This is a genomic window from Enterobacter cloacae complex sp. 2024EL-00711, from assembly GCF_047529885.1.
Lineage (GTDB): Bacteria > Pseudomonadota > Gammaproteobacteria > Enterobacterales > Enterobacteriaceae > Enterobacter > Enterobacter ludwigii.
Window position 1 is genome coordinate 312,956 of the sequence record NZ_JBLIZC010000001.1, and the last position, 23,242, is coordinate 336,197.

Sequence of the window (23,242 nt, forward strand, 5' to 3'; positions counted from 1 at the left end):
AAGCTTTACTAAAAGCGTAGCTTAAACAGAGACATTGTCAGTGTACGAATATCCTGTTCAGACGCTATTTGTTAACGTCACTGGCTCATGACGACTAATGCAGTGATGTTTCGCTGCCGGACGTTGCAGTAACCTGCTCATCCGACAGCCGGGCGCTGGTCCGATTTCGCCCCGCTTTCTTTGAACGATAGAGATGATCGTCCGCTTCAGCCATCAGCTTATTAAAGACCTCCGTCAACTGCCATGACTCAGATTTACCGCTGCCCAGGCCAATGCTGACGGTCAGATACAGCGTCTGCTGGCGCCAGGTAAACGGATGATGTGCGACGGTGGTTCGAATGCGTTCAGCCAGTTCAAAACCGTGCTGCGCATCCCCGGAGTTCACGACCACCGCGAACTCTTCTCCGCCCATTCGCGCCACCATACCGTCCTCACCGACAACCTGCTGAACCTGCCGGGCAAAGGCCGCCAGTATGCGATCACCGCACTCGTGACCGTAGTTATCATTGATGCTTTTGAAGTAATCGATATCCAGCAGCATGACGGTTAAAAAACGCGAATGCCGGTGCGCCTCTTCTTGCTTTAACGCTTCATAAAGCCCGGAGCGGGAATAGACATGCGTCAGAAAATCATAATCTGCCCGCAGTGATACCTGACGAATCAGTGAATTAATGGCCGCCACGCTGACGGAGACCATCACCGGACAAATAGCCATGGTGGCAATGCCCAGCCGGGCTGAGAACATCATCGGGGTCGAAAGCGGTGTCGCGACGGCAATATTGATAATGGAGTTGGCAACCAGAATAATCTCAACGGCGCCCGTGAGAAACGTCAGTAAACAGGTGACGGGCAGCGGGTAGCGTACCGCACACCAGATAAGCGCCGGCAGCGGGAAACAGAGGCTCCCCGCGCCGCCAATCACCACCGACGCGACCACCGAGACAATCAGCGCCATAACCGGGAACAGCTGCTCCAGGCGTAACTGAATATCACGTACGGGCAGGCTAATCGTCAGCATACACGGCACAATCAGCACCCCCGTTGAAAACTGCTCGCTAAACCAGTCGGCAAACAGCGGCCAGAAGGTGTGACTGTCGATACCGACCGACCCCACCGCGCCAAGCAAGGCACACAGCAGCGCGGCAATCAGGCAGTAGTTAAACAGACGCAGCGCATTAAGCGGATCGGGGGTTTTCATCAGCCGTTTATCACGCAGAACCAGTATGGCGACCACGACGATAAAAATCATATTCGACAGGTTAATCACCAGCGAGGCCATTCCCCAGTTGGTGGTGACCGCGTCGTACATCAGCATGGCAACATACGCGACCGCGTAGTTATGCAGACGATTCAGATAAGCATAACGGGCGAATACTCCCGCCATAACGCCATTCAGTGGCCAGAACAGCGACAACGCTTCAACCAGACGCAATTCAGCACCCACAAAATAGAATAAGGTGGTGAGAATAAAGATCCACGACGCATTACGCAGCGGAGTATCGGGTTGAAAAAACCTGAAGGCAGAGAGAGCAGAACGCATTAAATATCATTCCGTATAATAACTTATGGCGATTATGTCGATCGTCAGCAGGATCTGAACTAACTTAACCTGCATCTATAACACAAATACAACAGGAGCATAACTCGTCAAATTTAGGCGTTCATCTGCAGCACCAGCCAGTGGTGGATCACGCTGACAATATAATGCTGTTGCTGCGCGCTGAGCTGAACACTCTGCGGAATGTTATGCCACTTTGCCAGACAGCCACGACAACAGGTGGCGGTGGCATGCTGAGCGATAAACACCGGATGACCGCGCATGGGCGTCTGTTTCCCGTCATTGGTGGGATGGGCCGGTGCAAGGCGCCGGGCAATAAAATCGGCGGCGTGCTGGTCAATGGTTTCGGCACCTTTGTCCCAGCAGTACTGCCGTTCCTTCGTGCCTAAGCGAAAGCGCGAACGAAAAGGCGATCGCGCCAGGCGGGCAAAAAGCGGATCCAGGGTCGACATCAGTATACGGAACGTCCCAGACGTTGGGTCAGTTTCTCCAGAACTGCCACACCGGCAAGTGAATTTCCCGTTTCATCCAGCTCCGGGCTCCAGACGGCAATCGCCATTTCGTGAGGCACGATTGCCACCACCCCGCCGCCGACACCCGATTTAGCCGGAAGACCGACGCGCCAGGCAAACTCTCCGGCGTTCTGATACATCCCGCTGGTCGCCATCAGGGCATTCACCTGACGCGCCTGCATGGGCGAGACAACATCTTGCGCGAGGTGCGGCGCATGCCCCTGATGGGCGAGGAACAAGAATGTCTGTGCCAGTTCAACACAGCTCATTTCCAGCGCGCAGTAATGAAAATAGTTTTGCAGCACGGTGGCGACATCGTTATGGAAGTTACCAAACGATTTCATGAGCCAGGCGATAGCCGCGTTACGGGCGGAGTGTTCAAACTCCGAGCGCGCCACCACCGCATTGTAGGCAATATCCGCGACGCCCGAGAGCTGACGGACAATTTCAAGCATGCGCTGGCGAGGGGCGCTGAGACGGCTTTGCAGCATATCGCAAACCACCAGCGCACCGGCATTGATAAACGGGTTACGCGGCTTACCCTGTTCAATTTCGAGCTGAAGCAGTGAGTTGAAAGGCTGCCCGGACGGATCTTTCCCCACGCGGTGCCAGATTTCGTCTTCCTCATACTGACGCATGGCCGCAACCAGACTGAGTACTTTTGAAATCGACTGAATTGAAAAACGCTCGGTGGCGTCACCGGCCTGGTAACGCTGCCCGTCTACCGTACAAATGGCAATACCCAGCTTATTCCCGCTGACCGAGGCAAGGGCCGGAATATAGTCGGCAACCTTCCCTTTTCCAATTAACGGACGAACCTGCGACAGAATCTCGTCCAACATCTCATTATGGATGACCGCAGCCACACTTTGCTCCTTGCCCTCAGGCTAAAACGGGCTGCGAGTATAACAGAGGCTTATATGTTGCGTCAGGCGCTAAGACGAAAACGCGAAACCGCCTGCAATAAAAGATCGGATTGCTTATGCAGCCGTTCAGAGGCATCCGACGCGTCAGACACCAGCATGTCGGTCTGACGGGAAACCTGATTCAACGCCTGAAGCTGCCGCGTCATCTGATGAATGCTCTCCCCCTGGCTCAGGGTCGCGACCGAGATCTCATTCAGCAGACTGCTTAAATTAGCCACCAGCCCGATCACCTGCTGCAGATTATCTTCCAGCAGGTTAACGGCCCGGGAACCGTCTTCGATGCCCTGCAAAGAGTGATTGATCAGCGCCTGAATAGTCTGCGTCGAGTGGCTGCTCTTTCTGGCCAGCAGCCCCACTTCCCGGGCGACAACGGCGAAACCGCGCCCGTGGTTCCCCGCATGGGCGGCCTCGATGGCCGCATTCAGTGCCAGAATGTTGGTCTGAAACGCCACGCTGTCGATCATCGCCACGATCCCGCGCATCTCTGACGATCGGTCAACGATCGCCTGCATGGAGGCATTGACGGTTGTCATCATCCGATCGCCGCCCGCGGCTACCTGGCGCGCCTCGTCCGCCCTGGAGCTGGCGAGCTTTGCATAACCTGTATTCCCTTCCACGTGGTTTTCCAGCGCGGCAATGTGTGTCGTCACATCCTCAAGCTCTTTCGCCTGACGAGCCGACTGCAGATACAGCTTCTGGTTGCCCTGCGCCAGCGAGCCTATATTTTCAACCATTGCGTGGGTGGCATTGCTGACCTGGGTCACCAGTTCCTGCAGTCCGTGCTGCAGGGTGGAAACACTGTCGCTTAACTGTCCGATCTCCTTGTTAAAGCGCAGTACGCCCGGCGGTGTACCGGACAGGTCTCCTGCCGCCAGCTGGTTAATGTGAGCAATCAACCGTCGCAGCGGCGTAATGACCCAGCGGGACATGCCGAACCACACCAGAATGGCGATGGCAAGTAGCAGAACCGGCGCTATCAGAAAAAGCGTTTGCAGGCCAGAGAGTTGCGCCATCAGACTCTGGCGGCCCTGCATCGCCTGCTTCTCGCTGGCCTGCTGATAGCGGGCATAGTTTTCGTTGAAGTCAGTCTGAAAAGCCTGGGCAGGTACGGCAAAAAAGGCGTCAATCGTGTTGGTCTTGATGAGCCCTTCCGCCTGCTCCTTGATGGCACCGTAGAAAAGCTGGTAGCTGGTGATCAGGGCGTCATCTTTTGGCGGATTGAGCGCCAGCCAGGCGTTCCAGGCCTGCTGAGAAACCGTCAGCGACGCCTGAGCTTCGTCCATCAGGCTGTGCCAGCTTCCTTCAGAGCCGGTCTCTTTATCCTGCATAAACCAGACGCCGGAGCGGTTAAGCAGATCGCTTGCTGCCAGCAGAGACACGCGGGCCAGATCCAGTTTGCTCTGTTGCTGGTACGCCAGCAGATTTTGCTGCTCGTTGCGCTGAGCGTCCTTCAGGGAAGCATTGAGCAAAAATGAAGAGGAGAGTTGCAGTGCGGAGAAAAGACCAATAATACAGAAAATACCGGTCAGCAGGCCAAACTGACGAGGGATGAGGCGCTGCGCAATACGGCGAAAAATTTGCGTTAGGTTCATAATTTTCTTCAGTAACAAGACGTTAGACGCGTGCGAGTCTACGAAACGAAAATGACAGAACCATTGCAGGAAAATGACAACGGCCTTCGTGCTGAAGGCCGTTATCGGAGAGCAAACTAGACTCTGTTCTTCCATACCGTCTGCACGTTACAGAACTCGTGCAGACCGAAGTGGGAAAGCTCACGACCAAAACCGCTCTTCTTCACGCCGCCAAAGGCCACGCGTGCATCGCTGGCGCTGAAACCATTGATGAACACCCCACCGCACTCCAGCTCACGGGAGAATTTCTCCGCCAGCGTATCGTTCGCGGTAAAGACGGTTGCGGACAGACCAAAGTCGCTGTCGTTAGCCAGCTGCAGCGCGTGCTCCGCGTCTTTCGCAACGCTAACCGCCGCAACCGGACCAAACAGCTCCTGACGAAATGCCGTCATGCTGGCAGTGACATTCCCCAGCACGGTCGGTGCATAGTAGTTACCTTCACCGGCGACTTTCTCCCCGCCAAGCAGCAGCGTGGCGCCTTCGGCCAGCGTGGCCTGCACCTGCTGATGCAGTTCATCGCGCAGGTCAAATCGCGCCATCGGGCCAATAAAGTTTTCTTCGCTATCCGGCGTCCCCATCTTCAGGGCCGCCGTCGCCTCGACAAAACGCTGGGTGAAAGCATCAGCGATGCCCTCTTCCACAATAAAGCGCTTAGCGGCGGCGCAAACCTGTCCGGTATTCTGATAACGTCCGGCCACGGCTGCTTTCACCGCCAGATCCAAATCAGCATCATTGAGCACAATAAACGGATCTGAACCGCCCAGCTCCAGGACGCATTTCTTGAGTGCTGCCCCCGCCTGCGCACCAATCGCCGCCCCCGCGCGCACGCTGCCGGTTACGGTTACGGCAGCAATACGACGGTCGTTGATCGCCTGGCTCACGCCCTCATTCGTGGCATTCACCCAGCCAAAGACACCCTGCGGAAAACCGGCGTCAGCAAATACCTGCGCAATAAGGTCAGCCGAGCCGAGTACGTTTGGCGCGTGCTTGAGCAGATAGCTGTTCCCGGCCAGCAGGATGGGTACCGCGCCACGCAGTACCTGCCAGAGCGGGAAGTTCCACGGCATGACGGCAAGAACAGGTCCCAGCGGCCGGTATTCAATCACCGCGTTCTGGTTTTCTACCAGGGTCGGTTCAGGCTGCAGCATTGCCGGGCCGTGTTCCGCATACCAGTCGCAGAGGCTGGCGGATTTTGCCACTTCAGCACGCGCCTGCAAAATGGGTTTGCCCATCTCACGGGAGATCATTCGGGCCATCTCGTCTGCACGGTTTCGCAGCGCGCTGGCGAGATCGCGCAGCTTCTGCGCCCGGTCTGAAACGCTTACGCGTCTCCACTGACGAAAACCGGCATCAGCCTGCGCAATTGCGCGTTCAACGTCGTCGGTGCTCGCCCACGGATACGCCGCGAGCGTCTCGCCGGTGGCTGGGTTAACAGAGAGGGCATGTGTAGCAGAGGAATAAGTCATGATGATCTCCACGTAATAACGGTTGATTCATTGTGGCGCACTCTGCTATTTCTTAAAAATGAATAATACTAACCACCTTGTTCACGAATCGAGAATGGTATGGACTTAACTCAGCTTGAAATGTTTAACGCCGTGGCGCTCACCGGCAGCATCACCCAGGCGGCGCAAAAGGTGCATCGCGTTCCATCGAACCTGACCACCCGCATCCGCCAGCTGGAGGCCGATCTTGGCGTTGAGCTGTTTATTCGTGAGAACCAGCGTTTACGTTTATCTCCCGCCGGGCATAGCTTCCTGCGCTACAGCAAGCAGATCCTGGCGCTGGTCGATGAGGCACGAATGGTCGTCGCCGGTGATGAACCGCAGGGATTATTTGCGCTTGGCGCGCTGGAGAGTACCGCCGCCGTGCGTATTCCGGAAAGCCTGGCGCAGTTTAACCAGCGCTATCCACGTATCCAGTTTGCCCTCTCTACCGGGCCGTCCGGCACAATGATTGACGGCGTACTGGAGGGAACCTTAAGCGCCGCGTTTGTCGATGGCCCCCTTTCGCATCCGGAACTGGAAGGCATGCCGGTTTACCGGGAAGAGATGATGCTGGTCACGCCCGCCGGGCATGCAGAAGTGGCACGCGCCACGCAGGTAAGCGGCAGTGACGTCTACGCCTTTCGCGCAAACTGTTCGTATCGCCGACATCTGGAAAGCTGGTTTCACGCCGACAGAGCCACGCCCGGGCGTATTCATGAGATGGAGTCTTATCACGGCATGCTCGCCTGCGTCATCGCGGGCGCCGGTATCGCGCTGATGCCTCGTTCGATGCTGGAAAGTATGCCAGGCCACCATCAGGTGGAAGCCTGGCCGCTGGAAGAAAACTGGCGCTGGCTCACCACCTGGCTGGTCTGGCGCCGCGGGGCTATGACCCGCCCACTGGAGGCTTTTATAGCGCTGCTAAACGAACGTCAACCACCAGTGCCTTCTCCATAAACAGGCTCAGCGGGTCATCAACATATGGCGGAAACGCCGGACGTTGCTCATAGCCGCACTGCTCATACAGACGGACGGCGGCATGTTGCCGGATGCCCGTTTCCAGGCGAAGCGTGTGGCAGTGACGGCTCAGGGCTTCATCTTCCAGCGCCGCCAGCAGCATCTCGCCGAGATGTTGCCCGCGATGAGCCGGATCGATATACACCCGTTTCATTTCACCGGTCCCGTCGCCGTTGAGCACCACGGCACCACACCCGACGGCATGAAGCTGCCGGTCCCGAATAATCATCAGGATCAGCGAGGCTGTCGGCAGTTCGGTCAGATCGAGCAGGTGGTTACTTTCAGCGGGATAGAGTTCGCTCTGATAGCGGTCAAGCGCGGCAATCAGATGCAAAATATCAGGGTGATGTGCAGATTCAGCGGTAATGGAATACATGGCGGGCTCCTTGTTGTTTTTATTTCAACATAGCGCAGCCCTGCACACGTACTTCATACCGTTAACTTATATCAGCATTGCGGTTCAGGCTGACGAGGGTATCTCTTAGCCAGCGGTGTCCTGCGTGGTTATGGCTGCGTTCATGCCAGATAAGACTGACGTCAAACGTCTCTTTCAGCCAGGGGAGTTCCACCACGGTGAGCGGGTTAATGGTTCCCATAATTAATCGTCGGGGCACCAGTGCTACCAGATGGCTCATCTGCACCATGCCGGGAACAAACAGAAATGATGCCGCAGACACCGCAACCTTACGTTGCAACCCTGACTCCGCCAGCATGACATCAAGCGGCGTGGTAAAACCGCCTCCCGAGGGGGACACGATAATATGCTCAAGTTTTGCGAACGCTTCCATTGTCAGTTGGTCGTTCAGTTCAGGATGCTGAGGGCGCCCGATAAGCACGTACGATTCGTCATAAAGATGTTGCGTTCTGAGCTGCGCCTGCGCAGGGTCTGGCGTAGCAATGGCAGCATCAACATCGCCTGAGCTCAGTTGATGGGCTAGCTGATGCGGATCGTAATTCCTGACAGCAATACGCACGCCGGGGGCAATCTCTTGCAGGGTGACAATCAGCGGCATAATGACCGCGGCCTGCACGTAATCAGTACAGGCCAGAGAGACCGTTAGCGAATCGTGCAGCGGATCAAAGTCCTCATGTGATTGCAGCGTATCCCGTATTTTTGCCAGCGCCCCGCCAAGCGTCGCCATCAGCTCAAGAGCTTTGGGAGTTGGCGTCATCCCCCTGCGCCCCGGGATCAATAACGGATCGTTAAACATCCCCCTCAGCCGGTTAAGCTGCGCGCTGACGGCAGGCTGGCTAAGACAAAGCCGGCTGGCGGCCCTGGTGACATTTTGCTCCGCGACCAGCGCTTCCAGAGTCAGCAGCAGGTTTACGTCAGGCTTTTTGGTATTCATAGGATGGATATCATGTAAGAAATAAATCGATTTCACGCTCGCCGCCCGCATTCCGATAATGCACTACCGCAACAACACAGAGCGAGAATGAAATGTCGTATGATAAAAAACCACTCATAACAGTTTTTGGTGCCACCAGTAAACAAGGACGTAGCGTAACCACAACCTTGCTGCAAAGTGGGCGCTATCGGGTGCGCGCCTTAACGCAAAACACGGACTCTCCTGCGGCGAAACAGCTGGCGGAACGGGGTGCTGAACTGAGACAAATCACCCTTAAGACGGGCAATGATGCGCATCTGATCGGGGCGTTTGCCGAGTCAGACGGAGCGTTTCTGATGACACCAGGTTTCATCCCCGTATCGACGCAGATGCCAACGGGTGAAACGGCGCTGGGTTACAGGCTTGCAGATGCCGCCGTCAACGCCGGGGTAAAACACCTTGTCTTCAGCAGTCTGGAAAACGTCGAGAGAATAACGGCCGGAACTCTATGGGCTCCTCATTTCAGCGATAAGGGCCGAATTGAGGAGTACATCCGCACACTCCCCGTCAGCGCGTCGTTTATTCAACTGGCGTTCTTTTACACCAATCTGGCCGAATATTATCCGCCGCGTAAAGAAGGCGACGAGCTGATCTTTCCCCTCTATCTCCCGGAAGACGTTCGGGCGCCCTTTGTCGACCCGCTCACGGCGACCGGCCCTGCGGTGCTTGAGATGTTCGATAACCCTGAACACTACAACGGCATGACGTTACCCGTTGTCGGTGAGTGTCTTTCGCCGCGTGAGATGGTGGAAACCTTCACGGAGGTCACCGGCATAAAAGCCCGGTATCGCTCAGCCTACACGCGAGAAGCACTCCTTCACCACTTCCCCGATTTCGCAGACAACGCGGCACTGGTCAGTGAAATTACCGGCATGACGGAATATGCCGTGAACTACGGCTATTACGGAAAAGACCGGGATCTTACCTGGAGCAGAACCATAAACCCTGCCACCTTAACGTGGCGTGAATTTCTGATTACGTCTGGCTGGCAGGGGGAAAAACGAACGTTTGATTAACGCAAGCCACCGTCATTCCCGATGATGAAATGACGGTGGCCCATTCCTGGCTTACATCGCCTGGCGTAAATAGATATGCCCTTTCAGATACAGGGTGGCCTGACCGCCGATTAACACCCGGTCCCCCGCCAGTTCACAGCGTAAATCCCCGCCCCGTCGCGAGACCTGGCGCGCGTTCAGCACGGTTTTGCCCAGTTTTTCGCTCCAGTAGGGAATCAACATGCTGTGAGTGGATCCCGTGACCGGATCTTCCGGCACCCCTTCTCCCGGACAGAAGAAGCGGCTGACGAAGTCATATTCATCGCCCGGTGCCGTGACGCAGACCATCTTATCCAGCGGAATCATTGCTGAGATATCCGGCGTGAGGGCCTCTACCTGCTGCTGGTTCTCCAGCACCACCATGTAGTCGCGCCCGAGACGCACCTCTTTTGCCCGCTCAATACCCAGCGCGCTCAACAGCAGCGCTGGCGGATTATCGACGACCGCCGTCGGCCAGGCCGGGAAGTTGAGCGTCAGCCAGTCACCGCTGCGTTTTACCGTCAGCTCGCCGACGAAACGGGTGGTGAAGGTGATTTCCGTGTGTGGGTAATCAAGGTATTCGAAAATGACATGCGATGCCGCCAGTGTGGCATGTCCACACAGGTTAATTTCGTCAAGGGTAGTGAACCAGCGCAACTCGAATCCGCCGTCAGTGCGTACGAAAAAGGCCGTCTCAGACTGATTGTGCTGTTGCGCCATGTTGAGCAGCGTCTCGTCCGGCAGCCACTCTTCCAGGGGGCAAACCGCCGCTGCGTTGCCGCCAAACGCCCTGTCGCTGAAGGCATCGACCAGATAGAAATCAATTTCCTGCATTGTCTCTTCCTCTTTTGTTATGGTTATTTAGCGCAGAAAGACGGTGCCTTTCAGATACAGCGAGGCCTGCCCGCTCATCAGCACGCGTGAACCTTTCAGTTCGCAGCGCATATCACCGCCACGAGCCGACACCTGGCGGGCAAACATCGCTGTTTTACCCAGTTTTTCACTCCAGTAGGGAATAAGCATTGTATGCGCGGATCCGGTGACCGGATCTTCCCAGACGGCAACTCCCGGTGAGAAAAAGCGGCTCACAAAATCATAATCCCCCTCTCCCCGCGCCGTCACGCTGACCTTATGTTCGCCAGGCGTCATTGCCGAGATATTCGGCGCAAGCGCCTCAACCTGCTGGCGGTTTTCCAGAACCACCACCCAGGCTCGCCCCTTACGGGCTTCTACGTAATGGCCGATCCCCAGCGCCGCAAGCATCGCCGGCGGGGGCGTCTCTTCCTGCGTCGGGCATGCCGGGAAGTCCAGCGTCATCCAGTCCCCTTCCCGGCTAACCGTCAGCTGGCCAGAGGCGGTATCAAAGTGGATACGCGGGTCAGGATAGTTGAGTTCATTAAACAGGACGTACGCGGCTGCCAGTGTGGCATGTCCGCAAAGGTTGACTTCGGTAAGGGTGGTAAACCAGCGTAACTCAATTCCCGCTTTACTGCAGACGAAAAACGCCGTTTCCGACTGATTATGCTGCTGTGCCATTCTGAGCAGTGTCTCATCAGGCAACCATGCGTCTAACGGGCACACGGCCGCCGGATTTCCACCAAAAGAGGCATTGCTGAACGCATCTACCAGATAAAAATCAATCTCCTGCATTGTCTTACCGCCTGTTTTTGTTGTGATGTTCTTTTATATTCAATGAAAACCATGCCCCCGGCTACCGCTTTTACCAGGTGAATTTTGAGATCTGCATCACATAATGGTTGAGTTTTCGCCGGTTGACGTTTTAAGATCGTCTCCTCTTCTTTTCAGCAACGAATCTCCGACATCGCTATGACAACGAACACAGTTACCCGCAGAGTCGCGTGGCTACGCGTGGTCACGCTGGCAATTGCCGCGTTTATTTTTAATACCACAGAATTTGTTCCGGTTGGGCTGTTGTCTGACATCGCTGAAAGTTTCCAGATGGAAACCGCGCAGGTGGGCATTATGTTGACCATCTATGCCTGGGTGGTGGCACTGATGTCACTGCCGTTTATGCTGCTGACCAGCCAGATGGAACGGCGAAAGCTGCTGATCGGGCTGTTTGCCCTGTTTATCGTCAGCCACGTCCTGTCGTTTCTGGCGTGGAACTTTACGGTGCTGGTCATCAGCCGCGTCGGTATCGCCTTTGCCCATGCCGTATTCTGGTCGATCACCGCGTCACTGGCCATCCGCCTGGCACCTGCGGGAAAACGCGCGCAGGCGCTGAGCCTAATCGCCACCGGCACGGCACTGGCTATGGTCCTGGGCCTGCCGATTGGCCGTATCGTTGGGCAATACTTTGGCTGGCGAACCACGTTCTTCACTATCGGCATGGGGGCAATGATCACCCTGGTCTGCCTGATTAAACTGCTGCCGAAGCTGCCAAGCGAACACTCCGGCTCGCTGAAAAGCCTGCCGCTGTTAATGCGTCGTCCGGCATTGCTGAGTATCTATCTGCTGACGGTCATTGTGGTCACGGCGCATTACACCGCCTACAGCTATATTGAGCCGTTCGTTCAGGTCGTGGCCGGCTTTAGCGCCAACTTTGCCACCGTTCTGCTGTTGATCCTGGGGGGCGCGGGCATTATTGGCAGTATTCTGTTTGGTAAGCTCGGCAATCAGCACGCGTCGGCGCTGGTCAGTAGCGCCATTGGTTTACTGCTGGCGTGCCTGGTGTTACTCATGCCAGCGGCGGGCAGCGAGGGTCATCTGGCCGTCCTGAGCCTGTTCTGGGGAGTGGCGATCATGATTATCGGTCTGGGAATGCAGGTGAAGGTGCTGGCCCTCGCCCCGGACGCAACGGATGTGGCGATGTCACTGTTCTCGGGGATTTTCAATCTCGGTATTGGCGCGGGCGCGCTGCTGGGAAATCAGATTAGCCTTCACGTGTCGATGTCGGCGATTGGCTATCTGGGTGCCATTCCGGCACTGGTGGCGCTCATCTGGTCCCTGCTCATCTTCCGTAAATGGCCGGTCGCACTGGAAGAACAGGCCCATCACGGGTAGACCGCAGTCAACGTAAAACGGCAACCGAGGTTGCCGTTTTGCATTACCGGGCGGGTGATTAATGGTACGTCTTAATAATCTCCAGCACGCCGTTGATAATAAACTGCACGCCCATACACACCAGTAAGAAGCCCATCAGGCGGGAAATCGCCTCAATACCGCCCTTGCCGACCCAGCGCATGATCGCGCCAGAACTGCGCAAGGATGCCCATACGATGATACCAATCAGTGCAAAAATCAGCGGGGGCGCAACCGTGATGACCCAGTCCGGAAAGGTCGCGCCATCCCGCACCGTTGACGCGGAGCTGATGATCATCGCAATTGTTCCTGGTCCCGCCGTACTTGGCATCGCCAGCGGGACAAAAGCAATATTCGCGCTGGGCTCGGTTTCCAGCTCTTCGGATTTGCTTTTGGCCTCAGGTGACTCATGCGCTTTCTGCGCAGGGAACAGCATACGGAACCCGATGAAGGCGACAATCAGTCCGCCAGCAATACGCAGACCCGGGATGGAGATTCCGAAGGTGTTCATCACCAGCTGTCCGGCGTAGTAAGCCACCATCATGATGGCAAACACATAGACCGATGCCATCATCGACTGATGGTTACGCTCGGCGCTGTTCATGTTCCCTGCCAGCCCCAGGAAGAGCGCAACCGTCGTTAGCGGGTTAGCCAACGGCAGCAATACCACCAGCCCCAGACCAATTGCTTTAATCAAATCCAACATAGTGCGTCGTTGTCCTTATCCATGTTTATCACCGCAATTATAGGGTGAAAGTGTGACGTTCAGCCATTCGCTCAACGTAACGATTATTTACGGTCATTAACGATAACCCTTCGTTATCTATTTGAATTGAAAGCATGCAAAAAAAGTTCATGAAACGTTTTAGCAATTCGTGGCATCCGCTGATCCATTCAGTTGACTTATACTTGCCTGAGCAATAATATCTGCCGTGACTAAACTACTTGCCAGGGCAACCATTGTGAAAAGCACCAGTGATCTCTTTAACGACATTATTCCGCTGGGTCGTCTTATTCATATGGTTAACCAGAAAAAAGATCGCCTGCTCAATGACTATCTGTCACCGCTGGATATCACCGCCACGCAGTTCAAAGTGCTGTGCTCCATTCGCTGCGAAGTGTGTATCACGCCGGTTGAGCTGAAAAAGGTGCTCTCTGTCGATCTGGGTGCGCTAACCCGCATGCTCGATCGTCTCGTTTGCAAAGGATGGATAGAACGAAGCCCTAACCCGAATGACAAACGCGGCGTCCTGGTGAAACTCACCAGCGATGGCGCGGCTATGTGCGAGCAATGTCATCAACTAGTAGGACAAACACTGCATCAGGAACTAACAAAAAACTTAACGGCAGATGAAGTGGCAACGCTTGAGCTTTTGCTTAAGAAAATACTGCCGTAAACAGAAAAAGAGGTATGACGATGTCCAGACGCAATACTGACGCTATTACTATTCATAGCATTTTGGACTGGATCGAAGATAACCTGGAATCGCCGCTCTCCCTTGAAAAAGTGTCAGAGCGTTCAGGTTACTCCAAATGGCACCTGCAACGGATGTTCAAAAAAGAGACCGGCCATTCATTAGGTCAATATATTCGCAGCCGCAAACTGACGGAAATTGCCCAGAAGCTGAAAGAAAGCAATGAGCCGATCCTTTATCTGGCGGAACGTTACGGTTTTGAATCACAGCAAACCCTGACGCGTACGTTTAAGAACTACTTCGACGTGCCGCCTCACAAATACCGTATTACCAGCGTGCCGGGTGAATCCCGATACCTGTATCCACTAAAACATTGTAGTTAATCATCGCCTGTAAAGACGTAACCGAGGAAATCATGAAAGTTACAGCCTCCGCCGCCCTCGCCTTGCTGGTGCTGTTTTCCAGCCAGACCTTCGCGGAGCAAACCCCTCGTGCAACGCAGCAAAATAATCGTGACACGATGATTTTGCCGTCAGCACATGACCAGTCACCTTATGACTTCAACCACATGGGTGCTGGTAGTGACAAATCCGACGAGTTAGGCGTGCCTTATTATAATCAGCACAGCTTCTGATTCGTTTTTGCCCCGCGGATGCGGGGCTTTTTTTATGCCTATCCTCTTGCCCGCGTTACCCGACGCACGCGCAAACCAAACACGTTGATGTACAGCCCGGCCATGATCAGCACGGCCCCCAGCAGCTGCAGCGCACTCAGCTTTTCATCGAGCAACAGCGCGGCGCTGGCCAACCCTACCACCGGAACCAGCAGGGATAACGGCGCCACGCGCCAGGTTTCGTAGCGACCCAGCAGCGATCCCCAGATCCCATAACCAATAATGGTGGCCACAAATGCCAGGTAGATCAGCGATAAAATGGTGGTGAGATCGATTTCCACCAGGCTTTTCAGCATCACGTCCGACCCATCAAAAATGAGCGCCGCAACCATAAACGGAACAATGGGGATCAGTGCGCTCCAGACCACCAGCGACATCACCTTCGGGCGCGCCTCATGCTGCATAATCAGCTTGTTGAAGATATTCCCGCAGGCCCAGCTCAGCCCCGCCGCCAGCGTTAACATAAAGCCCAGTAACGCCACGTGCTGCCCGTTCAGGCTGGCTTCTATCAGCACCAGCACGCCGAACACCGCAAGGGTGATCCCCGCCAGCTGTTTACCCTGCAGACGCTCGCCAAAGACAAACGCCCCGAGAATGATGGTAAAGAACGCCTGAGCCTGTAACACCAGAGAAGCCAGACCGGCGGGCATCCCGAACTTAATGGCGCAGAACAGAAACGCGAACTGGCCAAAGCTGATGGTCAGGCCGTATCCCAGTAAGAGTCTGAACGGAATTTTCGGGCGCGCAACAAAGAAGAGCGCCGGGAAGGCCACCAGCAGAAAACGCAAACCGGCCAGCATGAGTGGGGGCATGTTATGCAACCCAAGCTTGATGACCACAAAATTAAGACCCCATACGATGACCACCAGCAACGCCAGCAGCCCGTCTTTTCGCGTCATACTCTGCCCCTGAATGATTAAATTTTTGTAAACACTTCAAGGTAACGAAAAAAACATGCCACGAGAAGATCATTATTTCTGGCAGTCAACTGAAGCACTTACGGATAAATTAGGCGCTATACAAGCCCCTTATGTCGTGATACTCCTGATATATACCTAAAATAATACACGTTGCAGGATGGCGGCGAGCAAGCGCGGCCAGAATCTCTGCGGCTCAAAAAAAACAAACGCAATTGTCAGGCAGGAATATGAAACCATCACTCAGGCGCTCAACCGCAGCGCTGCTGGCGTCGTCGTTATTATTAACCATTGGTCGTGGGGCAACGCTGCCGTTTATGACCATCTATCTCACGCGCGTATTTAATATGAGCGTTGAGAATATTGGTTATGCCCTGACCATTGCGCTTACCGTCGGTGTGGTATTCAGTATGGGGTTTGGCATCCTCGCCGATAAGTTTGATAAAAAGCGCTACATGCTGATGTCAATCGTCGCCTTTATTGCCGGGTTTGTTGCTATCCCGCTGGTGGATAACGTCACGCTGGTGGTGCTCTTCTTTTCCCTGATTAACTGCGCCTATTCGGTATTTTCAACGGTGCTGAAGGCCTGGTTTGCCGATGTGCTAACCTCGAGCCAAAAAGCGCGCGTTTTCTCGCTAAACTATAGCTTCCTGAACATTGGCTGGACGATCGGGCCGCCGGTGGGCACCTTACTGGTGATGTACAGCCTGCAGCTGCCGTTCTGGCTGGCCGCTTTTTGTGCCGCACTGCCGCTCGGTTTTATCCATTTCTTTGTGCAAAAAAGCGTTGCGCTCGATGCCACCGAAGAGAAAATGCCGTGGCAACCGTCAGTACTGCTTAAAGACCGCGCCCTCTTCTGGTACACCCTTTCCGGCCTGCTGGCGTCGTATGTGGGCGGGTCATTCGCCAGCTGTATTTCGCAGTACGTGCTGGCTGCGAATGCCGACAGCAACTTTGCGCAAAACGTGGTTGCCGTGGTGCTGCCGGTGAATGCTGCGGTGGTCGTCACCCTGCAATACGTTATCGGTCGCAAGATCTCCGCCACCAATATACGTCCGCTGATGACGGTGGGAACACTCTTCTTCGTCCTGGGTCTGGGCGGTTTTATGCTCTCCGGGGAAAACCTGGTCTACTGGGGCATTGCGGCAGCGGTGTTTACGCTGGGTGAGATTATCTATGCACCGGGCGAATATATGCTGATCGACAATATTGCCCCGCCGGGTATGAAAGCGAGTTACTTCTCTGCACAGGCGCTGGGCTGGCTTGGGGCGGCGGCAAACCCGATGATCACCGGTATTATCCTTACCAACCTGCCGCACTGGTCATTGTTTGCGATCATGATGGTTGCCATCGTGATTGCCTGGCTGATGATTTTGCGTGGAATGAGCGTGAAGGCGTGGTGCGAAATGCCGAAAGTGGCTTAAGTCCTCGACGCCGGGCGGCATGACGCCCACCCGGCATCGGGCAGGCCATTAATGGTGCAGCATCTCGTCGACCACCTGCTGTTTGTACATTTCGTTCGGGTAGTACGTCGGCCAGTTATCCATCTCTTTTAGCAGCGCCTCGTGGGAGGTGTTGCCCATAAAGATATGGAAATGGGAAGAGGCTTTTGGGGCGATGGTATGGTCGCTGAACTGGACAAACTTCGGCGCCTTGCTGTCCGGATCTTTACACTCGAACAGATAGCGAACCCCTTTCTTACCTGATGCATAAGTCAGGATCTTATAGCCGCTGTAATCATACTGGCAGCGAGTGATAGCCTTACCTTTGTGGAATTCCATCACGTTGTTTTCGATGCCGATAGCCTCAACGTCCGTCGCATACCCTGTGCGGTAGTAAGCTTTCACCTCGTCGAAGGATTTTTTATCCTTCTGCGCTTTCTGTTTAAAAACCGGATCCAGCGCGCCATCGAGCAAAAACGGATAGACGGATTGCCATGTCCCATCCCAGTCAGACAGCTTTCTGTCTTTGACGTCTTTATCCTCAAAGACGCCGCTCGCCGCCTTCTGTTCCGCTTCCGTCATCTGATGTCCATGCGAATGGGCAAACAGCTGACCGCTTACCAGCAGCGCCCCCAGAGTCATTGCAAATTTGCCAATATGTGCAGCCAAAACAAACTCCTCACTCCGTTTTATAAGAATGAGGATGTTATAATATAACATTTCAAATCGCAACCAGTCCGCGAACGCCCTCTTGTTCCATTGTATCGCCCCGTCCACGCTGAATGATGGTCCCGCGCGACATCAGCAGATAGCTGTCGGCAAGTTCAGCGGCGAAATCGTAAAACTGCTCTACGAGCAGGATTGCCATATCCCCTCTGTCCGCCAGCTTGCGGATCACCAGGCCTATCTCTTTGATCACCGACGGCTGAATACCTTCCGTGGGTTCATCGAGGATTAACAGCTGTGGCCGGCTCGCCAGGGCGCGACCAATCGCCAGCTGTTGCTGCTGACCGCCGGAGAGATCGCCTCCACGACGATGCTTCATCTCTTTAAGCACCGGGAACAACTGCCAGATATCCTCCGGGACGCGCTTTGCGTCGCGGGCGGGGAAGCGTGACAGCCCGAGCAACAGATTCTCCTCGACCGTTAAGCGTGGAAAAATCTCACGCCCCTGCGGAACATAGGCCACACCCGACTGCACGCGCTGGTGCGGCTTGCTGTGGGTGATTTTTTTTCCCTGCCAGATAATGTCTCCTGTTTTTACCGGGATCAGGCCCATCAGACACTTGAGCAGCGTGGTTTTCCCCACCCCGTTGCGCCCCAGCAGACAGGTCACTTCACCGGTCGCCGCTTCAAAACTGACCCCGCGCAGAATATGACTGCCGCCGTAATACTGATTCAGTTCGTTCACCTGTAACATGACGGCTCCTTAGCGTCCCAGATAGACTTCTATGACCTGCTCATTGGCCTGCACCTGGCGAAGTGACCCCTCCGCCAGCACGCGTCCCTGGTGCAGCACCGTCACGTGGTCGGCAATGGTTTCGACAAAGCCCATATCGTGCTCGACCACCATCAGGGAGTGTTTGCCCGCAAGGGTTCTGAACAGCTCAGCCGTATAGTCGGTCTCCGCGTCGGTCATTCCGGCCGCCGGTTCATCCAGCAACAGCAGATGCGGGTCCTGCACCAGCAGCATGCCAATCTCCAGAAACTGCTTTTGCCCGTGCGAAAGCAGCCCGGCGCGGCGATCGCGCTCACCGCCAAGCCGCAGCAAGAGCAGCATCTCGTCAATACGGTCCCGCTGCTCGCCGTTGAGTCTGGCCCGCAGGCTCGCCCAGACGGATTTGTCAGTTTTCATCGCAATCTCAAGGTTTTCCCACACCGTGAGCGCTTCAAAGACCGTGGGCTTCTGGAACTTACGTCCGATGCCCTGGCGGGCAATCTCGGCGGGTTCAAGCGCCGTCAGGTCGATGGACTGATCGTACAGCGCTCTGCCGCTTTTAGGCCGCGTTTTGCCGGTAATCACGTCCATTAATGTCGTTTTTCCCGCACCGTTGGGGCCAATCACGCAGCGCAATTCACCCACGCCAATGTTCAGTGAGAGGTCCGTCAGCGCCTGAAAACCATCGAAATTCACGTTGATGGCTTCAAGCTGCAGTACCGGATCGGTCTGGTCGCGATAGCGATCCCCGGGTAACTGGCGGGTAAATAATCCTTCGGCTGGCTGCATTAGTGTTCTCCCTTACGAAACAGACCGTAGACACCGCGCGGTAAAAACAGCGTCACGGCAATGAAAATCAGCCCCAGAAACAGCTGCCAGTATTCCGGCAGGGCGACGGTAAAGACGCTCTTCGCACCGTTTACCAGCGCCGCGCCTATCACCGGGCCGACCAGCGTGCCGCGCCCCCCCAGCGCGACCCAGATGGCCGCTTCAATTGAGTTGGTTGGCGACATTTCACCCGGGTTGATAATGCCCACCTGCGGCACATACAGTGCACCGGCCAGACCGCAGAGTACGGCTGAAAGTGTCCACACCAGCAGCTTGAAACCACGGGGATCGTACCCGCAAAACGTCAGGCGGTTTTCGGCGTCACGCACCGCGGTCAGAATGCGACCGAACTTACTTTTCGCCAGCGCGAAGCCTGTGCCCAGCGCTATCAGCAACAGCATCACGGTAGCCAGAAACAGCGCAATACGGGTGGTAGTCGCGGTAACGGAGAACCCGAGCAGCGTGGTAAAACCGGTAAAGCCGTTATTTCCGCCAAAGCCGGTTTCATTGCGAAAGAACAGCAACATCCCCGCGTACGTCAGCGCTTGGGTCATGATCGAAAAATAGACCCCTTTGATTTTTGAGCGAAAGGCAAACCAGCCAAACACCAGCGCCAGCATCCCCGGCACCATCACAATTAATACCAGTGCCCAGACAAAGTGCTGCGTCCCCCACCAGAACCACGGCAGTTCACTCCAGGAGAGAAACGACATAAACGCGGGCAGCCCGTCACCCGCCGCCTGGCGCATCAGGTACATGCCCATCGCATAGCCGCCCAGCGCGAAGAAGATACCGTGCCCCAGGGAGAGCATTCCGGCATAGCCCCACACCAGATCGAGCGCCACGGCGACGATGGCATAACAGAGGATCTTACCCGTGAGCGTGAGCATCCAGGTCGAGATCGCCAGCGGATGCGTCGCGGGCAGTAAGGCGAAAAACGGTAAAACCAGCAGGCAGGCCACGATCAGGCTACCGGCTATCTGCGTCGTGCGTGGCGCTTTGCGCGCCAGCGTTAAGGTAAGCGGCTGGCTCATCAGTCAGTAACCCTCCCTTTCAGTGCGAATAACCCCTGCGGACGTTTCTGAATAAACAGAATAATCGCCACCAGGATCAGGATTTTGCCCAATACTGCCCCCATTTGCGGTTCGAGAATTTTATTAAAGATCCCCAGCCCAAACGCCGCGGCCACGCTACCTGCCAGTTGACCCACCCCGCCAAGCACCACCACGAGGAACGAGTCGATGATATAACCCTGGCCCAGTTCTGGCCCAACGTTGCCTAACTGCGATAACGCCACGCCCCCCAGACCCGCAATCCCCGAGCCAAGCCCAAAGGCCAGCATATCGACGCGACCTGTCGGTACCCCGCAGCAGGCCGCCATACTGCGATTTTGCGTTACTGCGCGCACGTTCAGACCAAGACGGGTTTTGTTCAGAATGAGCCACGTGAAGAACAGCACCAGCAGCACAAAACCCAGTACCACAATGCGGTTCCACGGCAGCGTCAGATTGGCAAACACCTGCACGCCACCGGACAGCCATGGCGGGTTTGCCACCTCCAGGTTCTGGGCGCCAAACGTCATGCGTACCAGCTGAATAATCATCAGGCTAATACCCCATGTCGCCAGCAGCGTTTCCAGCGGTCGGCCATACAAATGACGAATAACGGTACGCTCAAGCACCATCCCGATGCTGGCGGTCACAATAAACGCCACCGGCAGTGCAACGATCGGGTAGAGCGCCAGCCACTGTGGGGCGAAGCCGGCCATCACCTGCTGAACCATCCAGGTGGCGTACGCGCCCAGCATCAGCATCTCCCCGTGGGCCATGTTAATCACCCCCAGCAGGCCGTAGGTAATTGCCAGCCCCAGCGCGGCGAGCAACAGTACCGACCCCAGCGAGAGCCCCATAAACGCCTGACCAAGCAGATCGCCCCACATCAGGCGATGCTCAATCTGTTTCAGACTTTCGGCAGCGGCAGCACGCACGCCGGCATCCGGCTCCGATGCTGCCTGCGTATACGGCGTCAGCCGGGACTGAACGTCCGGATCGTCTGATTGCCCTAACAGCACCACAGCGTTCAGGCGCACCGCAGCCTGCGGACTTGCCAGCTGGAGGTTCGCCAGCGCCAGCATCAGCGACTGACGGGCCACATCATCCGTTTCGCTGCTCACCCGTTTTTGCAGGAAATCGAGCATTTCAGGCTGTGCATCCCGCTGGAGTTGACGAGCTGCCGCACGCCTTTCCGTGACACTGTCACTCACAAGTTGATGGGTTGCCATTGCCGTCGCCACCAGATTGCGCAGCCGGTTGGTCAGACGCACGGCTTTGGTTTGGCCTGCTGCGGCTTTTGTTTCACCCAGGGGAACCATTGCCCCCTGGCGTTGTGCAAACGCATGTTTCTGGCTGTCGGTATAGAGACTTTCACTTTGTAGCGCCTGGAGCAGCGGCAACCGTGCCGCCTCCGGTGCGGTTGCCCACTGCGTCAACAGTTCTGCCTGCTGGCTGCGACTGGCGGCCACGAATTGGTCGGCATCCGATGCCTGCACCATCCCTGGCAGCAGTCCGGTAAGCCACACAATAGCGATGATCGTGCGTATGGCGTTCATGACTTTTCTCCCTGCGGTGATAACTTAGTTGCTGGCGGTTTTCATCGGCTGATCGGGCTTTTTGTCATTACCGGCAATGAAGGGACTCCACGGCTGAGCACGCACCGGCTGTTCCGTCTGCCAGACCACATTAAACTGGCCGTTACCTTCAATTTCGCCAATCATGACCGGCTTATGCAGATGGTGGTTGGTGGCATCCATGGTGAGCGTAAAGCCTGAAGGGGCCTTGAAGGACTGACCGGCCATTGCCGCCCGAACTTTATCGACGTCGGTGGTACCTGCTTTTTCAACCGCCTGCGCCCACATGTGGATCCCGACGTAGGTGGCTTCCATCGGGTCGTTGGTGACCACGGTGTCGGCGTTCGGCAATTTGTGTGCCCTGGCATACGCTTTGTAATCCGCCACAAACGCCTGGTTGGTCGGGTTATCAACGGACTCAAAGTAGTTCCACGCCGCCAGGTTGCCCACCAGCGGTTTGGTGTCAATCCCGCGCAGCTCCTCTTCTCCCACGGAGAAGGCCACAACCGGAACATCGGTAGCTTTCAGGCCCTGGTTAGCCAGCTCTTTATAGAACGGAACGTTGGAGTCGCCGTTGATGGTGGAAACCACCGCGGTTTTCCCTCCGGCAGAGAATTTTTTGATACTGGAAACGATTGTCTGGTAATCGCTGTGACCAAACGGGGTGTATACCTCTTCAATGTCTTTGTCTTCCACCCCTTTCGAATGCAGGAAAGCACGCAAGATTTTGTTCGTGGTGCGGGGATAAACGTAATCGGTGCCTAACAGGAAGAAGCGTTTCGCGCTGCCTCCGTCTTCACTCATCAGGTACTCCACCGCCGGGATCGCCTGCTGGTTTGGCGCGGCGCCGGTATAGAAGACGTTAGGTGACATCTCTTCACCCTCATACTGCACCGGGTAGAACAGCAGTCCGTTCAGCTCCTCAAACACCGGCAGCACCGATTTACGCGACACCGACGTCCAGCAACCAAACACCACCGCTACTTTGTCCTGGCTCAGCAGCTGGCGCGCTTTTTCAGCAAACAGCGGCCAGTTCGAGGCCGGGTCAACCACTACCGGTTCCAGCTTCTTACCCAGCACGCCCCCTTTGGCGTTGATCTCATCGATGGTCATCAGCGCAACATCTTTAAGCGGCGTTTCGGAAATCGCCATCGTGCCGGAAAGGGAATGCATGATCCCCACCTTGATGGTATCGGCCGCCTGAGCGCCAAAACTCATCCCCATAGCTACGACAGACGCGGACAATGCGAAGGCTTTTAATAAGGTACGACGGTGCATATTTTCACTCCTGAAAAAGAAAGCTGTGCA

24 protein-coding genes are annotated in these 23,242 nt (G+C 55.7%); 7 read left to right on the forward strand and 17 right to left on the reverse strand.

Annotation, left to right across the window (positions count from 1 at the left end; translation table 11 throughout):
• Window positions 1–94: 94 nt before the first annotated feature.
• From ACMVME_RS01525 to sad, 5 genes are all read right to left on the reverse strand, one after another.
• Window positions 95–1,540 carry a sensor domain-containing diguanylate cyclase gene (locus tag ACMVME_RS01525; RefSeq protein WP_068794632.1) on the reverse strand — a complete coding sequence of 482 codons (1,446 nt, stop codon included), beginning with the start codon at window positions 1,538–1,540 and terminating at the stop codon, window positions 95–97.
• 113 nt (window positions 1,541–1,653) lie between these two features.
• On the reverse strand, window positions 1,654–2,010 hold the full coding sequence (locus ACMVME_RS01530) for a DUF4186 domain-containing protein (RefSeq protein ID WP_068794631.1): 357 nt from the start codon (window positions 2,008–2,010) through the stop codon (window positions 1,654–1,656).
• Window positions 2,010–2,936 (reverse strand): glutaminase B, encoded by a 927-nt coding sequence (gene glsB / locus ACMVME_RS01535; protein ID WP_025204200.1) that lies wholly within the window; start codon window positions 2,934–2,936, stop codon window positions 2,010–2,012. Before glsB ends, ACMVME_RS01530 begins: the two co-directional genes overlap by 1 nt.
• A 62-nt stretch (window positions 2,937–2,998) precedes the next feature.
• The gene (locus ACMVME_RS01540; protein WP_040017476.1) at window positions 2,999–4,588 is read right to left on the reverse strand and encodes a methyl-accepting chemotaxis protein; all 1,590 of its coding nucleotides are present in this window, start codon (window positions 4,586–4,588) and stop codon (window positions 2,999–3,001) included.
• A 116-nt stretch (window positions 4,589–4,704) separates the two neighbouring features.
• A complete protein-coding gene (gene sad / locus ACMVME_RS01545; protein WP_041162600.1) occupies window positions 4,705–6,093 on the reverse strand; it encodes a succinate-semialdehyde dehydrogenase in 1,389 nt (462 codons plus the stop codon).
• Window positions 6,094–6,192: 99 nt separating this feature from the next.
• On the opposite strand from sad, the gene ptrR reads away from it, so the two are divergent.
• Window positions 6,193–7,071 (forward strand): putrescine utilization regulator PtrR, encoded by an 879-nt coding sequence (ptrR, locus tag ACMVME_RS01550; RefSeq protein ID WP_068794630.1) that lies wholly within the window; start codon window positions 6,193–6,195, stop codon window positions 7,069–7,071.
• On the opposite strand, the gene ACMVME_RS01555 is transcribed toward ptrR, so the two are convergent.
• Window positions 7,025–7,507, reverse strand: coding sequence for a GNAT family N-acetyltransferase (locus ACMVME_RS01555; RefSeq protein WP_014170050.1), 483 nt, complete (start codon window positions 7,505–7,507; stop codon window positions 7,025–7,027). The two genes, ptrR and ACMVME_RS01555, sit on opposite strands and share 47 nt — an antisense overlap.
• A 61-nt stretch (window positions 7,508–7,568) precedes the next feature.
• Window positions 7,569–8,480 (reverse strand): LysR family transcriptional regulator, encoded by a 912-nt coding sequence (locus ACMVME_RS01560; protein WP_236900304.1) that lies wholly within the window; start codon window positions 8,478–8,480, stop codon window positions 7,569–7,571.
• Window positions 8,481–8,572: 92 nt separating this feature from the next.
• Between ACMVME_RS01560 and ACMVME_RS01565 the strand changes: the two genes are divergently transcribed.
• The gene (locus tag ACMVME_RS01565) at window positions 8,573–9,535 is read left to right on the forward strand and encodes an NmrA/HSCARG family protein (protein ID WP_032678142.1); all 963 of its coding nucleotides are present in this window, start codon (window positions 8,573–8,575) and stop codon (window positions 9,533–9,535) included.
• A gap of 51 nt (window positions 9,536–9,586) precedes the next feature.
• On the opposite strand, the gene ACMVME_RS01570 is transcribed toward ACMVME_RS01565, so the two are convergent.
• Together ACMVME_RS01570 and ACMVME_RS01575 are read right to left on the reverse strand one after the other, a co-directional pair.
• Window positions 9,587–10,387 (reverse strand): PhzF family phenazine biosynthesis protein, encoded by an 801-nt coding sequence (locus ACMVME_RS01570; protein ID WP_068794629.1) that lies wholly within the window; start codon window positions 10,385–10,387, stop codon window positions 9,587–9,589.
• A gap of 27 nt (window positions 10,388–10,414) precedes the next feature.
• Entirely contained in the window at window positions 10,415–11,203 is a 789-nt protein-coding gene (locus tag ACMVME_RS01575) for a PhzF family phenazine biosynthesis protein (protein WP_020884156.1), read from the reverse strand.
• Between the two features lie 177 nt (window positions 11,204–11,380).
• Here ACMVME_RS01575 and ACMVME_RS01580 point away from each other — a divergent pair, with 177 nt between their 5' ends.
• A complete protein-coding gene (locus tag ACMVME_RS01580; protein ID WP_063435113.1) occupies window positions 11,381–12,577 on the forward strand; it encodes a sugar transporter in 1,197 nt (398 codons plus the stop codon).
• A gap of 58 nt (window positions 12,578–12,635) precedes the next feature.
• Here the strand turns inward: ACMVME_RS01580 and ACMVME_RS01585 are convergent, their stop codons facing one another.
• Entirely contained in the window at window positions 12,636–13,301 is a 666-nt protein-coding gene (locus tag ACMVME_RS01585; RefSeq protein ID WP_020884158.1) for a MarC family NAAT transporter, read from the reverse strand.
• Window positions 13,302–13,557: 256 nt separating this feature from the next.
• Between ACMVME_RS01585 and marR the strand changes: the two genes are divergently transcribed.
• The 3 genes from marR to marB are packed head-to-tail and all read left to right on the forward strand — an operon-like array spanning window position 13,558 to window position 14,644.
• Window positions 13,558–13,992 carry a multiple antibiotic resistance transcriptional regulator MarR gene (gene marR, locus ACMVME_RS01590; RefSeq protein ID WP_020884159.1) on the forward strand — a complete coding sequence of 145 codons (435 nt, stop codon included), beginning with the start codon at window positions 13,558–13,560 and terminating at the stop codon, window positions 13,990–13,992.
• A gap of 20 nt (window positions 13,993–14,012) precedes the next feature.
• Window positions 14,013–14,393 carry an MDR efflux pump AcrAB transcriptional activator MarA gene (marA, locus tag ACMVME_RS01595; protein WP_008502237.1) on the forward strand — a complete coding sequence of 127 codons (381 nt, stop codon included), beginning with the start codon at window positions 14,013–14,015 and terminating at the stop codon, window positions 14,391–14,393.
• Window positions 14,394–14,425: 32 nt separating this feature from the next.
• Window positions 14,426–14,644 carry a multiple antibiotic resistance protein MarB gene (marB, locus tag ACMVME_RS01600; RefSeq protein WP_014170042.1) on the forward strand — a complete coding sequence of 73 codons (219 nt, stop codon included), beginning with the start codon at window positions 14,426–14,428 and terminating at the stop codon, window positions 14,642–14,644.
• Between the two features lie 38 nt (window positions 14,645–14,682).
• Here the strand turns inward: marB and eamA are convergent, their stop codons facing one another.
• Window positions 14,683–15,582 carry an O-acetylserine/cysteine exporter gene (gene eamA, locus ACMVME_RS01605; RefSeq protein ID WP_068794628.1) on the reverse strand — a complete coding sequence of 300 codons (900 nt, stop codon included), beginning with the start codon at window positions 15,580–15,582 and terminating at the stop codon, window positions 14,683–14,685.
• A 203-nt stretch (window positions 15,583–15,785) separates the two neighbouring features.
• Here eamA and ydeE point away from each other — a divergent pair, with 203 nt between their 5' ends.
• The gene (gene ydeE / locus ACMVME_RS01610; protein ID WP_376711904.1) at window positions 15,786–17,024 is read left to right on the forward strand and encodes an efflux MFS transporter YdeE; all 1,239 of its coding nucleotides are present in this window, start codon (window positions 15,786–15,788) and stop codon (window positions 17,022–17,024) included.
• Between the two features lie 48 nt (window positions 17,025–17,072).
• Here the strand turns inward: ydeE and zinT are convergent, their stop codons facing one another.
• Genes zinT through urtA form a run of 6 tightly spaced genes read right to left on the reverse strand, consistent with a single transcriptional unit; the run spans window position 17,073 to window position 23,212 of the window.
• Window positions 17,073–17,711, reverse strand: a complete 639-nt coding sequence (zinT, locus tag ACMVME_RS01615; RefSeq protein WP_063925461.1) for a metal-binding protein ZinT — start codon at window positions 17,709–17,711, stop codon at window positions 17,073–17,075.
• A gap of 52 nt (window positions 17,712–17,763) precedes the next feature.
• Window positions 17,764–18,462 carry an urea ABC transporter ATP-binding subunit UrtE gene (gene urtE / locus ACMVME_RS01620; protein ID WP_014170038.1) on the reverse strand — a complete coding sequence of 233 codons (699 nt, stop codon included), beginning with the start codon at window positions 18,460–18,462 and terminating at the stop codon, window positions 17,764–17,766.
• A 9-nt stretch (window positions 18,463–18,471) separates the two neighbouring features.
• Entirely contained in the window at window positions 18,472–19,269 is a 798-nt protein-coding gene (urtD, locus tag ACMVME_RS01625; protein WP_020884163.1) for an urea ABC transporter ATP-binding protein UrtD, read from the reverse strand.
• Window positions 19,269–20,342 (reverse strand): urea ABC transporter permease subunit UrtC, encoded by a 1,074-nt coding sequence (urtC, locus tag ACMVME_RS01630; RefSeq protein ID WP_020884164.1) that lies wholly within the window; start codon window positions 20,340–20,342, stop codon window positions 19,269–19,271. The genes urtD and urtC overlap by 1 nt, the downstream gene beginning before the upstream one ends.
• Window positions 20,342–21,916 (reverse strand): urea ABC transporter permease subunit UrtB, encoded by a 1,575-nt coding sequence (urtB, locus tag ACMVME_RS01635; RefSeq protein WP_068794627.1) that lies wholly within the window; start codon window positions 21,914–21,916, stop codon window positions 20,342–20,344. Before urtB ends, urtC begins: the two co-directional genes overlap by 1 nt.
• A 24-nt stretch (window positions 21,917–21,940) precedes the next feature.
• A complete protein-coding gene (gene urtA / locus ACMVME_RS01640; RefSeq protein WP_020884166.1) occupies window positions 21,941–23,212 on the reverse strand; it encodes an urea ABC transporter substrate-binding protein in 1,272 nt (423 codons plus the stop codon).
• Window positions 23,213–23,242 lie beyond the last annotated feature (30 nt).

Excerpts from the sequence above, each read along its gene's own strand:
- ACMVME_RS01525 (WP_068794632.1), bottom strand. The coding sequence starts at position 1,540 with ATGCGTTCTGCTCTCTCTGCCTTCAGGTTTTTTCAACCCGATACTCCG.
- ACMVME_RS01530 (WP_068794631.1), bottom strand. The coding sequence starts at position 2,010 with ATGTCGACCCTGGATCCGCTTTTTGCCCGCCTGGCGCGATCGCCTTTT.
- ACMVME_RS01540 (WP_040017476.1), bottom strand. The coding sequence starts at position 4,588 with ATGAACCTAACGCAAATTTTTCGCCGTATTGCGCAGCGCCTCATCCCT.
- sad (WP_041162600.1), bottom strand. The coding sequence starts at position 6,093 with ATGACTTATTCCTCTGCTACACATGCCCTCTCTGTTAACCCAGCCACC.
- ptrR (WP_068794630.1), top strand. The coding sequence starts at position 6,193 with ATGGACTTAACTCAGCTTGAAATGTTTAACGCCGTGGCGCTCACCGGC.
- ACMVME_RS01555 (WP_014170050.1), bottom strand. The coding sequence starts at position 7,507 with ATGTATTCCATTACCGCTGAATCTGCACATCACCCTGATATTTTGCAT.
- ACMVME_RS01560 (WP_236900304.1), bottom strand. The coding sequence starts at position 8,480 with ATGAATACCAAAAAGCCTGACGTAAACCTGCTGCTGACTCTGGAAGCG.
- ACMVME_RS01565 (WP_032678142.1), top strand. The coding sequence starts at position 8,573 with ATGTCGTATGATAAAAAACCACTCATAACAGTTTTTGGTGCCACCAGT.
- ACMVME_RS01570 (WP_068794629.1), bottom strand. The coding sequence starts at position 10,387 with ATGCAGGAAATTGATTTCTATCTGGTCGATGCCTTCAGCGACAGGGCG.
- ACMVME_RS01575 (WP_020884156.1), bottom strand. The coding sequence starts at position 11,203 with ATGCAGGAGATTGATTTTTATCTGGTAGATGCGTTCAGCAATGCCTCT.
- ACMVME_RS01580 (WP_063435113.1), top strand. The coding sequence starts at position 11,381 with ATGACAACGAACACAGTTACCCGCAGAGTCGCGTGGCTACGCGTGGTC.
- ACMVME_RS01585 (WP_020884158.1), bottom strand. The coding sequence starts at position 13,301 with ATGTTGGATTTGATTAAAGCAATTGGTCTGGGGCTGGTGGTATTGCTG.
- marA (WP_008502237.1), top strand. The coding sequence starts at position 14,013 with ATGTCCAGACGCAATACTGACGCTATTACTATTCATAGCATTTTGGAC.
- marB (WP_014170042.1), top strand. The coding sequence starts at position 14,426 with ATGAAAGTTACAGCCTCCGCCGCCCTCGCCTTGCTGGTGCTGTTTTCC.
- eamA (WP_068794628.1), bottom strand. The coding sequence starts at position 15,582 with ATGACGCGAAAAGACGGGCTGCTGGCGTTGCTGGTGGTCATCGTATGG.
- urtE (WP_014170038.1), bottom strand. The coding sequence starts at position 18,462 with ATGTTACAGGTGAACGAACTGAATCAGTATTACGGCGGCAGTCATATT.
- urtD (WP_020884163.1), bottom strand. The coding sequence starts at position 19,269 with ATGCAGCCAGCCGAAGGATTATTTACCCGCCAGTTACCCGGGGATCGC.
- urtC (WP_020884164.1), bottom strand. The coding sequence starts at position 20,342 with ATGAGCCAGCCGCTTACCTTAACGCTGGCGCGCAAAGCGCCACGCACG.
- urtB (WP_068794627.1), bottom strand. The coding sequence starts at position 21,916 with ATGAACGCCATACGCACGATCATCGCTATTGTGTGGCTTACCGGACTG.
- urtA (WP_020884166.1), bottom strand. The coding sequence starts at position 23,212 with ATGCACCGTCGTACCTTATTAAAAGCCTTCGCATTGTCCGCGTCTGTC.